Annotated in this window: 11 protein-coding genes; 7 read left to right on the top strand and 4 right to left on the bottom strand. The window is 69.5% G+C overall.

Going from position 1 to position 14,784, the window contains the following annotated elements; genetic code table 11:
- The 3 genes from ACODR1_RS08120 to ACODR1_RS08110 all read right to left on the bottom strand — a co-directional run.
- Positions 1–154, bottom strand: a 154-nt coding sequence (locus ACODR1_RS08120) for a PTS glucose transporter subunit IIA (protein WP_488879995.1), incomplete at its 3' end; no start/stop codon positions are given.
- Positions 155–190: 36 nt separating this feature from the next.
- The gene (locus ACODR1_RS08115) at positions 191–2,518 is read right to left on the bottom strand and encodes a family 20 glycosylhydrolase (RefSeq protein ID WP_488879992.1); all 2,328 of its coding nucleotides are present in this window, start codon (positions 2,516–2,518) and stop codon (positions 191–193) included.
- A gap of 212 nt (positions 2,519–2,730) precedes the next feature.
- The gene (locus ACODR1_RS08110; RefSeq protein ID WP_488879991.1) at positions 2,731–5,481 is read right to left on the bottom strand and encodes a TonB-dependent receptor; all 2,751 of its coding nucleotides are present in this window, start codon (positions 5,479–5,481) and stop codon (positions 2,731–2,733) included.
- A gap of 284 nt (positions 5,482–5,765) precedes the next feature.
- On the opposite strand from ACODR1_RS08110, the gene ACODR1_RS08105 reads away from it, so the two are divergent.
- Genes ACODR1_RS08105 through nagA form a run of 3 tightly spaced genes read left to right on the top strand, consistent with a single transcriptional unit; the run spans position 5,766 to position 8,753 of the window.
- Positions 5,766–6,512: a GntR family transcriptional regulator gene (locus tag ACODR1_RS08105; RefSeq protein WP_488879990.1), complete on the top strand. Its 747-nt coding sequence runs from the start codon at positions 5,766–5,768 to the stop codon at positions 6,510–6,512.
- Between the two features lie 25 nt (positions 6,513–6,537).
- Positions 6,538–7,617: an SIS domain-containing protein gene (locus tag ACODR1_RS08100; protein ID WP_488879989.1), complete on the top strand. Its 1,080-nt coding sequence runs from the start codon at positions 6,538–6,540 to the stop codon at positions 7,615–7,617.
- Positions 7,617–8,753, top strand: a complete 1,137-nt coding sequence (gene nagA, locus ACODR1_RS08095) for an N-acetylglucosamine-6-phosphate deacetylase (protein WP_488879988.1) — start codon at positions 7,617–7,619, stop codon at positions 8,751–8,753. Before ACODR1_RS08100 ends, nagA begins: the two co-directional genes overlap by 1 nt.
- On the opposite strand, the gene ACODR1_RS08090 is transcribed toward nagA, so the two are convergent.
- Positions 8,750–9,214, bottom strand: a complete 465-nt coding sequence (locus ACODR1_RS08090) for an Lrp/AsnC family transcriptional regulator (RefSeq protein ID WP_488879987.1) — start codon at positions 9,212–9,214, stop codon at positions 8,750–8,752. The two genes, nagA and ACODR1_RS08090, sit on opposite strands and share 4 nt — an antisense overlap.
- A 122-nt stretch (positions 9,215–9,336) precedes the next feature.
- On the opposite strand from ACODR1_RS08090, the gene ACODR1_RS08085 reads away from it, so the two are divergent.
- The 4 genes from ACODR1_RS08085 to ACODR1_RS08070 all read left to right on the top strand — a co-directional run bounded on the left by ACODR1_RS08085 (position 9,337) and on the right by ACODR1_RS08070 (position 14,720).
- On the top strand, positions 9,337–9,585 hold the full coding sequence (locus ACODR1_RS08085; RefSeq protein ID WP_488879986.1) for a DUF6356 family protein: 249 nt from the start codon (positions 9,337–9,339) through the stop codon (positions 9,583–9,585).
- 157 nt (positions 9,586–9,742) lie between these two features.
- Complete coding sequence (locus ACODR1_RS08080; RefSeq protein ID WP_488879985.1) at positions 9,743–11,164, top strand: amino acid permease; 1,422 nt, start codon at positions 9,743–9,745, stop codon at positions 11,162–11,164.
- 31 nt (positions 11,165–11,195) lie between these two features.
- On the top strand, positions 11,196–13,487 hold the full coding sequence (locus ACODR1_RS08075) for a S8 family peptidase (protein ID WP_488879984.1): 2,292 nt from the start codon (positions 11,196–11,198) through the stop codon (positions 13,485–13,487).
- An 84-nt stretch (positions 13,488–13,571) separates the two neighbouring features.
- Positions 13,572–14,720: an acyl-CoA dehydrogenase family protein gene (locus ACODR1_RS08070; RefSeq protein ID WP_488879983.1), complete on the top strand. Its 1,149-nt coding sequence runs from the start codon at positions 13,572–13,574 to the stop codon at positions 14,718–14,720.
- Positions 14,721–14,784: the final 64 nt, after the last annotated feature.

Here is a 14,784-nt window from a genome sequence, read left to right as displayed (position 1 = left end):
TCACTCGGCCGTCGCAAGGCGCGTGCAGCACCGACCCCGTCGGATCGATCGCCAGACCGTCCCCCAGCATCCGCTCGGCAAACACCGCATCCGGCGTCTCATCCAAAGGCGCCACCCAGCCTGAAAGCGGCGAAGAAAGAACAAGGGTGGTCACGTGGAGAACTCTCGCCGGAACGTTACGGGTGGGAGACTACTGGCCGGCCGCCGTCAGGGTGACGCGGTCGAGGGCGGGCATCGGATCGAGGCCCTTGGCGGTGAAGCTGAAGCACAGGTCGTGGACGCCGTCGCGGGCCGGCAGGGCGCCGCTGACGGTCCCCAGGCCCGGGCCGCGACCGGCCTTGCCCAGCGGGATGGCGGCGATGCGCTCGCCCTCGCAGCCGCCGACGCGCACTTCCAGCTCGCCGTCCGGCGTGGCCGGCTTGCGCACCACGATCTGGTCCTTGGCCTTGCCGATCTGGAAGTTCCACGGCGTCTGGCCGACGCGGGCGGTCAGCTTCAGCCCCTTGGAGAGGTCTGCGCCCCTCCACACCCAGCACGGCTTCATCACGTCGGTGGCGAAGATGGCGCGCTCGCCGTCGCGGCCGTTCTCGGGCGCGTCGTCCTCGAAGAGCAGCGGGATGGCGTTGCCGCACAGCTCCAGCTGGCGGCTGACCCGGGTCTCGGCCGCCCATTGGGTGGCCGTCCAGGCGCGGGTGCGGCCCAGCGGCTGGCCGTCCAGGAAGCTGCGGGCCTTCAGGGTGGTTCCCGTCTTCAGCGACAGGGTCTCGCCATAGGCCGGCGAGGAGGCGGTCGGTTCAGAGCCGTCGGTCGTGTAGCGCACCTGGCCGATCTCAAGCCCGCTTTTCAGGCTGGCGGCGATCGCCCCGTCCTGGCCGGGACGCAAGGTCGCCTGCGGCTCGAACGGCGCGGTGTTGGCCTTGAGGCCAAGCGCCTTCAGGCGGGCCATCTGCGCCGGCACGCGGGCGGTGAAGCCCTGCCAGTCACGGCGCTCCTCCTGGGTCCAGGCGGTTTCCGACAGCGCCACCAGGCGCGGGAAGGCCATCTGCTGCACCCGCTCGTCGGTGCGGATGTGCTCGACCCACAGATTGGCCTGGACGCCCAGGATGTGCTTGCGCTGGTCGGCCGTCAGGGCGTCCGGCGCGGCGTCGAACTGGTAGACGTCCTTGAGGCTGCTGACCGTCATGCGGCCGGGCGGCTCGTCGACAGACGTGCTCTGGCGGCGGTCGAAATAGAGCGTCGGCTCGGGCGACAACACGGTGTCGTGACCCTGGCCGGCGGCGGCGATGGCCCCGTCGATCCCGCGCCACGACATCACCGTGGCGTTGGGGGCGAGGCCGCCCTCCAGGATCTCGTCCCAGCCGATCAGGCGGCGGCCACGGCCGTTGATGTGCTTTTCGACCCGCTGGATGAACCAGCTCTGCAGGCCATGCTCGTCCTTGACGCCCAGTTCCTTGATCCTGGCCTGGATCGCCGCGCTTTCCTTCCACTGGTCCTTCACGGCTTCGTCGCCGCCCACGTGGATATAGGGCGACGGGAAGAGGTCCATGACCTCGTCGAGCACGTCGTTCAGGAAGCCGAAGGTGCTGTCGTCGACATTGTAGAGATAGGGGAAGATTCCCCAGTCGTGCATGGCCAGGGCCGGCGGGTTGGGCGTCAGGCCCAGCTTCGGATAGGCCACGATCGGCGCCAGGGCGTGGCCCGGCATCTCGATCTCGGGAACGATGGTGACGTTGCGGGCCGCCGCATAGGCGACGAGGTCGCGCACCTGGTCCTGGCTGTAGAAGCCGCCGTAGCGCACCGGCTTGCCGGTCTTCGGGTCGCGGGCCGCTGCGCCAGCCGGCGTGCGCCAGGCCGACACCTGCGTCAGCTTCGGGTACTTCTTGATCTCCAGCCGCCAGGCCTGGTCGTCGACCAGGTGCCAGTGCAGCGTGTTGAGCTTGTGGGCGGCCATGCCGTCGATCAGCAGCTTGATGGTGTCGATCGACTGATAGTGGCGGGCGCTGTCGAGCATGAAGCCGCGCCAGGCGAAGCGCGGCGCGTCCTCGACCTTGGCCGCCGGCACGTCGACCGGGCCCTTGCTTTCGTCCTGCACGGCCAGCTGCCACAGGCTGACGGCGCCGTAGAACAGGCCCGCGCGCTTCAGCGCCGTGATCTTCACGCCGCCGGGCGCCACGTCGAGGCCATAGCCTTCGCCGTCGGGGCCGCCCCGAACCAGAGAGATGGCCGCCTCGCCGGCGGCGGGCTCGCCCTCGACCACGGCCGGGCGGATCCCTCGGGCGCGATGCAGGAGGTCGGAAAGCTGCAGCGCCACGCCTCGCGCCTCGACGTCGCCCTTGGCCACGTGGATGCGGGTGGCGGCGGTCAGGCGGAAGCTGCCCTCGACCGCCTGGGCCTTCACCGGCGCGGGGGTCAGGGTCAGCGGCTGCGCCGCCAGGGCCGGCGCGGCCAGGACCACGCAGACGGCGCTGGCCAGGAACAGGGCGGCGCGACGGACTTGCGTCGAGGTCATGGAGATCATGTGCGGGACGCTCTCACCGGCAGGCAGTCGGCAAAAAGGCGGGCGGGCCGGCCAAAGCCGTCCCGCCCCAGCTCGCTGCTTGCAGTCAGGAGGGAAATGGGGGTGATCGGCGCGGCCTGGCGGGTCATGAGGGCGATCCTGAACCAAGCCGCGCGCGATGCAAATCGACGGTATCGGAGACGCGCCGTTCGACGCGCCTCCGGTCCCGGTCCTTAGAAGGCGACGTTGAGGGTCGCCTGCAGCTTGCGGCCGGTGCGGTAAACGCCGCGCGGCAGCATGGTGGTGTTGGCGTAGGCGTAATACTCGCTGTCGAGCAGGTTCTGCGCCGAGACCGACAGGTTGACGTTCTCGCTGAAGGCGTAGCCGGCGGTCGCGTCCAGGCCCTTGAAGGCGCGGACGAACATCTGGTCGCCGCGATCCAGGCCCGTGAAATACTTCGAGCGCCAGTTGTAGGTCACCCGGGCCGAGAACGGACCATGTTCGTAGAACGGGCTGACGTTGATCTGGTGCTTGGAGTTGTAGGGCAGGGGCGAGCCGCCGTCGGCTTCACCGTCGGCGTAGGTGTAGTTGGCCAGCAGGCCGAAACCCATGCCGAAGGTCTGCTGATAGGCCACCGCCAGGCCCTTGACCGTGGCCGAACCGGCGTTGGTCGGACGGCTGATCTGGTAGGTGGTGATCGCGTTGCGCGCCTGGTTGAAGTGCTGCTCGGCGACCGTCTGCTGCAGGATGTAGTTGCTGATGTCCTTGTGGAAGACTTCAGCCGACAGGATGGCTTCCGGCGCGAAGTACCATTCCAGCGAGGCGTTGACGTTGCTGGACTTGTACGGGTTCAGGTCGGGGTTGCCGCCGCCGCCGGTCAGGATCTGGTCGGAGAGCCAGAAGTAGTTCGACATGTCGGCGTAGTTCGGACGCGAGATCACCTGGGCCGCGGCGAAGCGGAAGACCAGGTCCTCCTGGACGTCGACGATGACGTTCAGGCTGGGCAGGAAGTCCTCGTACTTCTTGGACTTCACCTTCCAGGCCCAGTCGGCGGCGGTGGTGCCGCAGCCGGTGGCGGTCTGGTTGACGCAGGCGTAGCCGCCGCTGTCGGACTCGGTCTTCACGTAGCGCAGGCCGAAGTTGCCGCGCACGTTGTCGGCCTGGAAGTCGGCCTGGCCGTAGAGGGCGTTGATGGTCTCTTCGATACCCCAGTTCTGGGCGGTGAACTCGGCGTTGCCGAACACCGTCGGAACCGGCTTGGCCTGCCACGGGCGCAGATAGCCGCCGCGGTCGATGTAGTCGGCGAGAGCCTTGCCATCGATCTTGAAGCGGCTGCCCATCTGGTCGGTGACGCCGTCGAAGCCCTTCAGGTAGTTGCTGGGCACGATCGACGGGCTGAACTGCGAGGCGCTGGCCGGATTGCCGTAGACCGAGACGGTCACGCCCGACATGGCTTGGGTCGTCTCGTGCTTGCGGTACTTGTAGCCGAACTGGACGCGCTTGATCACGCCCTCGAAGTCCTTGCCGAAGTCGAGCTGGCCGTAGGTTTCCTTGTCGGTGGTCGGCTTGGCGACGATGTTGCCGCCCCAGCCGGCGTTGTAGCCGGTCGGGCCGACCGACGGGTCGCCGCCGCCCCAGCCGCCGTCGAACGAGAACTTGCTGGCGTCGGCCAGCGGGTTACCGTCGGCGGTCGGGTTGGTGTAGGTCAGCACGCCCGGCGAGCCCGGCGTGCCGGTGAAGTCGACGGTGTAGTCGGCCCAGTTCAGGAACTCCCCGTACAGCTGGCGCTTGGTGCCGCCGTCGGCCTTGGAGTAGCCCAGGTCGCCCGAGACGTCGAAGCCGTCGCCCGTCCACTTGCCGTTGAAGTGGTAGGTGTCGGAGTTCAGCTCGGCTTCGCGGTACTGCACGTCCAGCACGCTCAGGGCGTGCTTGAACGAGGCCTTGCGGATGACGTTGTCCTCGATGGTGATCGCGGTCAGCGCGCCCAGGCTGTTCCAGGTGTTGCCCTGGAAGGCGAACAGCGACTGGTTGGTGTTGTCGTAGGTGGCCTTGATCTTCAGCCAGTCGAAGTTCAGCTCGAGGGCGTCGGTCGGGCGCCACTGGACGGCGGCGGTGTAGCTGTCTCGGACGCGTTCCTGTTCGAAGTAGGAGACCGACAGCGAGTTGACGCCGCGGGCGTTCGGATTGGCCGCCAGGGTGGTGGCGCAGGTTCCGGTGCAGTTGCCGTTGGTGATCGAGCTGACCGGGTTTTCCGGGTTGCCGCCGTTGTAGTAGCTGGCCGGGATCGTGCCGTAGGACTCGATGCCGTCGCGGCGCAGCTGGTCCTTGGCGTGCTGGGCCGAGACCGCGATGCCGAAGGTGCCGGCGTCGTTCTTCCAGCTGCCCAGGAAGGCGATCTGCGGGTCGGACTTCTTGGAGCGGTCGTTATAAAGGTAGCTGAGCGAGCCCTGAAGGGTCAGCGCCTTCAGGTCCAGCGGCTTGCGGGTGTTGACGATGACCGTGCCGCCGATGCTCCCCTCATCGATGCGGGCTTCCGGCGACTTGTAAACTTCGACCTTGCCGACGATCTGCGGCGCCAGCAGGGCGTAGTTGAACGTGCGGCCGGGCTGATCAAGGATGAACCAGTCGGCCGAAGCCACGGTCTGGCCGTTCAGCAGAGTGCGGTTCAGAGCCGGGTCCGTACCCAGGATCGAGACCTTTTCACCCTGGCCGAACTGGCGGTCGACGGTGACGCCGGGCACGATCGTCAGCGCTTCGGCGACGTTCGAGCTCGGGAACTTGCCGACGTCTTCGGCGGTGACCACGTCGACGATGGCGTCGGCGTTACGCTTGGATTGAATGGATTGCTGCAGCGATGCGCGAATGCCGGTGACGACCACCTCCTCGACGGAGGTCGATGTCTCCTGCGCCATCGCGGGCGCGGCGACCAATACGGCCAGCAGGCTGGCGGAGGCGGTCAAGACCGCCTTGTGGATGCTCTTCATACTCGGCTTCTCCCCTTTGTGCCGGGCCATTGGACCCGGAGCCGAACCCCAAAGCCCAATCTGATACCAATTTCTCGCGGCGAACCCGCAACGAGCGGTACTTCTCAGGCCTCGGAGTGTGACTGTGACGAAATTTTTGCATCTGACAAGACCGAAAAAGAACCAATTGCAGACCACGAGATAATTGGTATGAAAATGGTCATGAACTGTTGCGCCGGCCGCCGAGCCGGACGGATCGGGGCGATTGAGGGCCTGATGGCCGTGGGCCAGGGGGTTGGGACGTGATGCTGTTTTCCGAAAAGATCGGACGCCTGGACGGCCACGGGCAGGACCACGCCCCGCTGTATAAGCAGCTGCAGCGCGCCCTGCGCGAGGCGATCCAGAAGAAGATCCTGTCGCCCGACGACGCCCTCCCGGCCGAGCGCGACCTTGCCGAAGAATTCAGCATTTCGCGGATCACCGTTCGCAAGGCGCTCGACGGCCTGGTCAGCGAAGGCCTGCTGACGCGACGCCAGGGGGCGGGCACCTTCGTCGCCGCCCGCGTGGAGAAGAGCTTCTCCAAGCTGTCGTCGTTCTCGGAAGACATGATCTCGCGCGGCCGGGTTCCGCACAGCGAGTGGATCAGCCGCGGCGAGGGCCAGGTGACCCCCGAGGAGTCGCTGACCCTGGGCCTGTCGCCCGGAACCTCGGTCTACCGCTTCGCGCGCATCCGCTACGCCGACGGCGCGCCGATGGCCGTCGAATACACCACCATCGCCGCCTTCGCCCTGCCCTCCACCGAGATCGTCGAGACCTCGCTGTACGAGGCGCTGGAGAAGACCGGCCACCGCCCGGTGCGCGCCCTGCAGCGGCTGCGCGCCATCCTGTTCGCCGCCGAGCAGGCCGACCTGCTGGGCGTGCCGGTCAAGGACGCGGGCCTGCTCATCGAGCGGCGCGGCTTCCTGCGGGACGGCCGGACGGTGGAAGTGACCCAATCCTACTACCGCGGCGACGCCTACGACTTCGTGGCCGAGCTGAACGCCCTGTCCTGATCCGAACCTTGCAAAGGAAGCCGTCTTGGAGGCGACCGTCTTGACCCGACCCGAAGCCCAGCCCCTCACCGCCGAGGCGACGCGGATGCACCTCGAAGCGGGGGAAGCCTCGGCCGTGGTGGCGCGGCAGGTCGCGGCCAATGCGGCGGCGGCGGGCAAGATCGGTGCGCGGCTGCGGGCCAGCCCGCCCCGGGCCGTGGTCACCTGCGCGCGCGGCTCCAGCGACCATGCGGCCACCTTCGCCAAGTACCTGGTCGAGACCCGCACCGGGGTGCTGACCTCGTCGGCGGCGCTATCGGTGTCGTCGGTCTACGCCGCCCAGCAGGACCTGGAGGGCGTGCTCTACCTGGCCATCTCGCAGTCGGGAAAGAGCCCTGACCTGCTGGCCGCCGTCGAGGCCGCCAAGGCCGGCGGCGCCTTCACCGTGGCCCTGGTCAATGACGAGAGCTCGCCCCTGGCGCAGATGGCCGACGCGGTGCTGCCGCTGCATGCGGGGCCCGAACTCAGCGTGGCGGCCACCAAGTCGTACATCGCCGCCCTGTCGGCCATCGTCCAGCTGGTCGCCGCCTGGACCCAGGACGAGGAGCTGACGAGCGCTCTCGAAACCCTTCCCGCCGGCCTGGCTCAGGCCTGGAACCAGGACTGGAGCGCCGGGATCGAGGCCCTGCGCGAGGCGACCAACCTCTATGTGCTGGGGCGCGGCGTCGGCTTCGGGATCGCCCAGGAGGCGGCCCTGAAGTTCAAGGAGACCTGCGGCCTGCACGCCGAGGCCTTCAGCGCCGCCGAGGTGCTGCACGGCCCCATGGCCCTGGTCAAGGACGGCTTCCCCGCCATCGTCCTGGCCCAGCACGACGAGACCTACGACTCGACGCTGGCGATGGCCCACGGCCTGGCCGAGCGCGGCGCGGCCGTGCTGCTGGCCGGCGGCTCGGTGGACGGCGCGACCACCCTGTCGACGATCCTGCCCCCTGGGGCCGGCCATCCGGCGCTGGAGCCGATCCTGGCCGTGCAGAGCTTCTACCGCATGGCCGCGGGCCTGTCGGTGGCGCGCGGCTACGACCCCGATCGCCCGCCCCACCTCAACAAGGTGACCAAGACCGTCTGATGGCCGTCACCGCACTCATCAACGCCGCCGTCATGACGCCCGACGGCGTCGTCGACGGCCGGGCCCTGCTGGTCGAGGACGGGATCATCCTGGGCCTCGTCGAGCGCACCGGGATTCCGGCCGGGGCCAGCCTCGAGGACCTGGCCGGCGGCCTGCTGGTTCCCGGCTTCATCGACACCCAGGTCAACGGCGGTGGGGGCGTCCTCTTCAACGACGCCCCCACCGTCGAGACCATCGCCGCCATCGGCGCGGCCCATCGCGCCTATGGCACGACGGGTTTCCTGCCCACCCTGATCAGCGACGACCTCGACATCGTCGACGCGGCCATGCGGGCGACCGAGGCCGCCATCGCGGCGGGCGTGCCCGGGGTGCTGGGTGTGCACATCGAGGGCCCGTTCCTCAACGAACAGCGCAAGGGCATCCACGACGCCGACAAGTTCCGCGTTCTCGACGAGGCGGCCATCAAGCTGCTCTCTTCGCTCAAGCGCGGCAGGACCCTGGTCACCCTGGCCCCCGAGATGACCACTCCCGACATGGTCGCCCGCCTGGCCAAGGCCGGGGTGGTGGTGGCTGCCGGCCACACCAACGCAGCCTACGAAACCGTCAAGGCCGCGCTCGACGCCGGCCTTTCCGGCTTCACCCACCTCTTCAACGCCATGTCGCCGCTGACCAGCCGCGCGCCGGGAACCGTCGGCGCGGCCCTGGAGGACCAGCAGGCCTGGTGCGGCATCATCGTCGACGGCCGCCACGTCGACCCGGCCACGCTCAGGATCGCCCTGCGCACCCGGCCGCTGGACCGCTTCATGCTGGTCACCGACGCCATGCCCACCGTCGGCATGAGCGACAAGCGCTTCGTCCTGCAGGGCCAGGCCATCACCGTCCAGGACGGCGTCTGCGTGGGCCCCGGCGGCACCCTGGCCGGCTCGGACCTCGACATGATCGGCGCCGTCCGCAACGCCGTCGACATGCTGGGCCTGTCTCTGCAAGACGCCGTCATGATGGCCTCAAGCGCCCCCGCCGCGTTCCTCGGCCTCGCAAACCAGCGCGGAACCATCGCCCCCGGCATGGCCGCCGACCTCGTCCTCCTCGACGACCAGCGCAACGTCGTCAGGACCTGGATCGACGGGCGCGGCTAGGTCGGGATCGGCAGGGCCGTCGTGAACTTGATCTGCTCCATCGCGAAGCTGGACGACACGTCGGTCAGCGGCGCGGTGGCGATCAGGCGCTTGTAGAAGCGGTCGTAGGCGGCGATGTCCTTGACGACCACCTTCAGCAGATAGTCGACCTCGCCGGCCATCCGGTAGAACTCGACGACCTCGGGCAGGGCCGCCGCGCCCTTGGCGAAGGTTTCCAGCCACGCCTCGTCGTGGCGGCCGGTCTTGACGGCCACGAACACCGTCAACGGCAGGTCCAAGGCCTCGCGGTCGAGCAGGGCGACGCGGGCGGTGATGACGCCGGTGTCCTGCAGGCGTTTCAGCCGCTTCCAGCACGGGGTCTGCGACAGGCCCACCCGCTCGGCCAACTCGGCGATCGAGACGGTAGCGTCCTCCTGGAGGATGGCGAGCAGGCGGCGGTCGATGGAATCGAGATCGATCATCTCGCTTCTTCGCATATGGGAGATGAGAATTCTCCCAACCTGCGCCGAGCCGCCAAGATCGACAATGTCTTTCTCGCCGAGACGGCGCATCCTTCCAGGCCTCGATCGAGGAGGGACCCGCGATGCTCGAGCTCTTCACCCGTCACCCCAAACAGGTCGGCGAGACCTATGGCGAGCATTTCGCCATGGCCTGGAGCTTTGGCCTGCCGATGGTGGCCGCAGGCCTGGCCTGCCTGGTCCACGGGATCCTGCCCTTCGCGTTCGAGCGCACGGGCAGCAATTGCGTGAAGACCCTGCACGCCCGCATGAAGGGCCGCGGTGCCGGGGCGCCGGTTCCGGTCAGTTTCCAGGCCTTCGACGCCGCCATCTGAACCGACGATCCTTCGGCTCAAGGCCGCCCAAACCGGCGTTTCGTCCGTGGAGGGCGCATTTTCGGGCCCGCGCCGAATATCCGTCGTCTTTGCGCCCTGCCCCCTTGGCGGGTCGCCGATCCCCGGCCATGGTCCCCCGGCAGTCGGGAGGACAAGCATGAGTTTCTGGACGCGCCGCAAGGCGATCGACACGGCGCACGCCGGCCATGATGGCCCGGCGCTGAAGAAGACCCTGAGCTGGCCGCACCTGGTGGCCCTGGGCGTCGGCGCCATCGTCGGCACCGGCATCTACACCCTGACCGGCGTCGGCGCGGGCCTGGCCGGTCCCGGCGTGATCCTGTCCTTCCTGATCGCCGGCGCGGTCTGCGCCTGCGCGGCGCTGTGCTACGCCGAACTGTCGACCATGATCCCGGCCTCGGGCAGCGCCTACACCTACAGCTACGTCGCCATGGGCGAGCCGGTGGCCTGGGTGATCGGCTGGAGCCTGATCCTCGAATACACCCTGGTCTGCGCCGCCGTGGCGGTGGGCTGGTCGGCCCACGCCCAGGGGCTGTTCAAGATGATCGGCACGCCCGACTTCCTGCTGGCCGGCCCGCACGCCGGGGGGATCATCAACCTGCCGGCCGTGATCATCTCGATGGCGGTGGCGGGCCTGCTGGCCCTGGGCACCCGCGAAAGCGCCACGGTCAACATGGTGCTGGTGGTGATCAAGATCGCCGCCCTGGCCGTGTTCGTCGCCCTTTGCCTGCCAGCCTTCGACGCCAGCCACTTCACGCCTTTCATGCCCAAGGGCTTCGCCGCCAATGCGGGCCCGGACGGGGTCAAGGTCGGCGTCATGGCCGCCGCCAGCCTGATCTTCTTCGCCTTCTACGGCTTCGACGCGGTGTCGACCGCCGCCGAGGAGACCAAGAACCCCAAGCGCGACCTGACCATCGGCATCGTCGGCTCGATGGCCGCCTGCACGGCCATCTACATGATCGTCGCCGCCGTCTCGATCGGCGCCTCGCGCACCGAAGTGTTCTCGGCCAGCGAAGCGCCGCTGGTCTTCATCCTGGAGACCCTCAAGCACCCGAAGATCGCCGCCGGCGTCGCCCTGGCGGCCGTGATCGCCCTGCCGACCGTGATCCTGGCCTTCATGTACGGCCAGAGCCGCATCTTCTTCGTCATGGCCCGCGACGGCCTGCTGCCCCGCGCCCTGTCGCGGGTGAACGCCAGGACCGGCACCCCGGTGCTGATGACCCTGCTGACCGGCGTGCTGGCGGCGGTGCTGTCGGGCCTCTTGCCGCTCAAGGAGATCGCCGAGCTGGCCAACGCCGGCACCCTGGCCGCCTTCATCGCCGTCGGCGCCTCGGTGATCGTGCTGCGCCTGCGCGAGCCTGGCCGCCAGCGCGTCTTCTCGACCCCGGCCTGGCCGGTGGTCGCCGGCGGCGCGATCCTGGGCTGCCTCTATCTGTTCGCCAGCCTCCCGGCCAAGACGCAACACTATTTCTTCTACGCCCAGTTGATCGGCCTCGCGATATACTTCCTTTACGGCGTGAGACGCAGTGTTCTGGCGCAAGGCTCGCCCTCCACGAAGTAGCGTGGACGCAGGGCGGGTCGGAGGGGTTTCGATGACCGATCTGGACCGCGTCCTGCGCATCTGGCCTACCGCGCTCGTGCTGGGCGCGGCCCTGCTGGTCACCGGGTGCGGGGGCGGCGGCGGCGGCGGCGGCCCCTCGACCGGCGTGACCACGCCGCCGCCACCGCCACCACCTCCTCCTCCTCCTCCTCCGCCACCACCGCCTCCACCTCCTCCGCCTCCGCCTCCGCCTCCGAGCGTCTCGAGCACGGAGTACCAGCGCAGCTGGGGCCTGGCGGCCATCCACGCCAACGTCGCCTACGACGCCGGCTACACGGGCGCCGGCGTGACGGTCGCGGTCGTCGACACCGGCGTCGACCCGTCCCAGCCGGACCTCGTCGGGCGCCTGTCGGCGGCCTCGACCGACATCGTCGCCGGGCGCAACACCCCGTTCGACAACAATCGCCACGGCACCCGCTCGGCCGGGATCATCGCCTCCAACTTCAACGGCTCGGGCACGATCGGCGTGGCCTACGGCTCGACCATCCTTTCGATCCGCGCCGACACCGCCTCGACCAATCCCAACTGCGAAGACTGCATCTTCGGCTCGACCAATCTGGCGCGCGCCATCGACTACGCCGTCGCCAACGGGGCCAAGGTGATCAACCTGTCGCTGGGCGGCGAGGACCCGCTGGGCCCGACCTTCGAGGCGGCCCTGGCCCGCGCCACCGCCGCGGGGGTGGTCATCGCCGCCGCCTCGGGCAACGAAGGCCTGGCCGATCCCGGCTGGCCGGCCCGCTACGCCGTCGACCCACGCTATGCCGGCGCGGTGCTGGCGGTGGGCTCGGTGTCGCGCGCCGGGACCATGTCCAGCTTCTCCAATCGCGCCGGCGTCGCCGCCGAGGGCTATATCGTAGCCCCCGGCGAAGAGGTGATCACCGATTGCGACGGCACGAGCTGCTGGCGGATCTCGGGCACCTCGTTCGCCGCCCCGCACGTCTCGGGCGCCCTGGCCCTGCTGCTGCAGGCCTTCCCCAACATCTCCGGCCGCGACGCGGTGTCGATCCTGCTGCGCACCGCCGCCGACCTGGGCGCAACGGGCACGGACTCCACCTACGGCCGCGGCTCGCTGGACCTGACCCGCGCCTTCCTGCCGGTGGGGACCAGCAGCCTGGCGACCGGCGACGGCGCGGCGGTGATCCTCGACGACGGCTCGGCGCCGGGCACGAACCTGGCGGGGTCGTTCGGCAACGCCCTGGCCCGCACCACCGCCCTGACCACGGTGCTGACCGACGACTACCACCGCCGCTTCGTGGTCGACCTGGCCGGAACCGTGCCGTCGGCCTCGCGCCGGGGCGTCGGCGACCTGCCGCCGGCCGCCGCTTCGAGTTCCGTCGTGCTGGGCGGGCCGGCCCTGGCCGGCGCCAAGCTGGCGTTCAGCGCCGAGGCGCCGCTGTTCGAGGACATGCCCAACGCCAGCGTCCCCGGCCTGCTGCTGGCGCCCCAGCCGATGCGCTCGGCGCGGATGCAGGCGGCGTTCGGGCGCTTCAGCTTCTCGACCTGGAAGGGCGAGGGCGGGGCGCCCGCCCCCGCCGGCCCCGAGGGCCGCGACGCCTTCCGCATGGTCGCCCGCCCCGACCAGACCGTGCAGGCCGCCGTGCGCCTGGGCCGCTTCGCCTTCAGCGCCGAGCAGGGCGAGGCCGAGCGCCGCCTGCCCCTGCAGACCACGCAGATCAAGGCCTCGCGCTATGTCGCCGCCACCGGCCAGACCACCGTCGGCGGCGGGGTGCTCAGCCTCACCGCCGGCACGCTGGACGAGCCGCTGGGTCCGCTGGGCTCGTTCCTGGCCCCGGGCTCGACCTTCGCCCTGCCCTCGACCACCCGCTTCACCGCGGCGGCCTTCGACATCTCGCCGCGCCCGGGCGTCAGCCTGCGGGCCGAGGCCTCGATGGGCCGCATGGACGCCCAGGGCGGCCTGCTGGCCCTCGACGGCGCGGTCAGCGGCGCCTGGCGGCTGGCGGCGGCGGCCGACTGCGGCCTGATCGGCTGGTCCTGCGCCCAGCTGACCTTCGAGGTCAGCCAGCCCCTACGCATCGAGGCCGGCGCCTTCACCACCACCCTGGCCGACGCCCCGCTGTCCTACGAGGACCCGCTGTCCTATTCGACCCGGCGGTTCAGCGCCTCGCCCGACGGACGCGAGATCGACCTGCGGCTGGGGCTGGAGAAGGCCCTGGGCGGCGAGCGCCGGCTGACGGTGCGCGGCGGGGTGGCCCTGCAGCCCGGCCACGACGCCTCGGCCGATCCGGAGCTCAACCTGTCGGCCACCTACCGCGCCCGTTTCTGACGGGCCTTCCATTCCGCCGCGCGCCGGCTAAAGTCGGCGAATAAAACGATCGTTTGACGCGACGGAAAACAGGAAGGAACCGCCATGGCCCTCGACCGCGAGACCCGCGACCAGCTGCTCGACATGGTCGCCCGCTTCGTGGCCGAACGCCTGCGGCCCATCGAGGCCCAGGTGGCCGAGGACGACGCCGTGCCCGAAGCCGTGATCGCCGAGATGCGCGACCTCGGCCTCTTCGGCCTATCGATCCCGGAGGAGTACGGCGGCCTTGGCCTTTCGATGGAGGACGAGGCGCTGGTCGCCATCGAGCTGGGCCGCGCCTCGCCGGCCTTCCGCTCGGTGTTCGGCACCAATGTCGGCATCGGCAGCCAGGGCCTGGTGATGTTCGGCTCCGAGGCCCAGAAGGCCAGGTGGCTGCCCGGCATCGCCTCGGGCGAGACCGTCACCTCCTTCGCCCTGACCGAGCCGGAGGCCGGCTCCGACAGCGCCTCGGTCCAGACGCGGGCCGTGCGCGACGGCGACGACTACGTCCTGACCGGTTCCAAGCGGTTCATCACCAACGCCGGCAAGGCCTCGCTGTTCACGGTGATGGCCCGCACCGATCCCGACACGAAGGGCGGCTCGGGCGTCTCGGCCTTCCTGGTCCCCGCCGGCCTGCCGGGCCTGCACGTGGGCAAGGCCGAGAAGAAGATGGGCCAGCAGGGCGCCCACATCCACGACGTCACCTTCGATGGCGTGCGCGTGCCGGCCGAGAACCGCCTGGGCGCCGAGGGCGAGGGCTTCAAGGTGGCCATGCAGGTGCTCGACCGCGGCCGCCTGCACATCGCCGCGGTCTGCGTGGGCGTGGCCGAACGGCTGCTCGCCGACTGCGTGGCCTATGCCTCCGAGCGCAAGCAGTTCGGCCAGCCGATCGCCAGCTTCCAGCTGATCCAGGCGATGATCGCCGACAGCAAGACCGAAGCCCTGGCCGCCCGCGCCCTGGTGCTGGAGACCGCCCGCAAGCGCGACGCCGGCGAGAGCGTGACCCTGGAGGCGGCGGCCGCCAAGCTGTTCGCCTCGGAAATGGTCGGCCGCGTGGCCGATCGGGCGGTGCAGATCTTCGGCGGGGCCGGCTATGTGGCCGACTACGGCATCGAGCGGCTGTATCGCGATGTCCGTATTTTCCGGATTTACGAGGGCACCAGCCAGATCCAGCAACTGGTCATTGCTCGGGAAACACTTCGTCGCGGCGGATAGCCGCAAGCATAACTCGGTAGAGTGCGACGACCTGACGCGCTCAAAACGGGAAAAGTTGTTGGCG

It is taken from the genome of Caulobacter sp. FG7 (assembly GCF_057808875.1).
Note: the sequence above shows the minus strand (reverse complement) of the source record. Positions and strands in the feature narration are given on the sequence as shown.

Coding starts and splice junctions, on each gene's coding strand:
- ACODR1_RS08115 (WP_488879992.1), bottom strand. CDS start 2,518: ATGATCTCCATGACCTCGACGCAAGTCCGTCGCGCCGCCCTGTTCCTG.
- ACODR1_RS08110 (WP_488879991.1), bottom strand. CDS start 5,481: ATGAAGAGCATCCACAAGGCGGTCTTGACCGCCTCCGCCAGCCTGCTG.
- ACODR1_RS08105 (WP_488879990.1), top strand. CDS start 5,766: ATGCTGTTTTCCGAAAAGATCGGACGCCTGGACGGCCACGGGCAGGAC.
- nagA (WP_488879988.1), top strand. CDS start 7,617: ATGGCCGTCACCGCACTCATCAACGCCGCCGTCATGACGCCCGACGGC.
- ACODR1_RS08090 (WP_488879987.1), bottom strand. CDS start 9,214: ATGATCGATCTCGATTCCATCGACCGCCGCCTGCTCGCCATCCTCCAG.
- ACODR1_RS08085 (WP_488879986.1), top strand. CDS start 9,337: ATGCTCGAGCTCTTCACCCGTCACCCCAAACAGGTCGGCGAGACCTAT.
- ACODR1_RS08080 (WP_488879985.1), top strand. CDS start 9,743: ATGAGTTTCTGGACGCGCCGCAAGGCGATCGACACGGCGCACGCCGGC.
- ACODR1_RS08075 (WP_488879984.1), top strand. CDS start 11,196: ATGACCGATCTGGACCGCGTCCTGCGCATCTGGCCTACCGCGCTCGTG.
- ACODR1_RS08070 (WP_488879983.1), top strand. CDS start 13,572: ATGGCCCTCGACCGCGAGACCCGCGACCAGCTGCTCGACATGGTCGCC.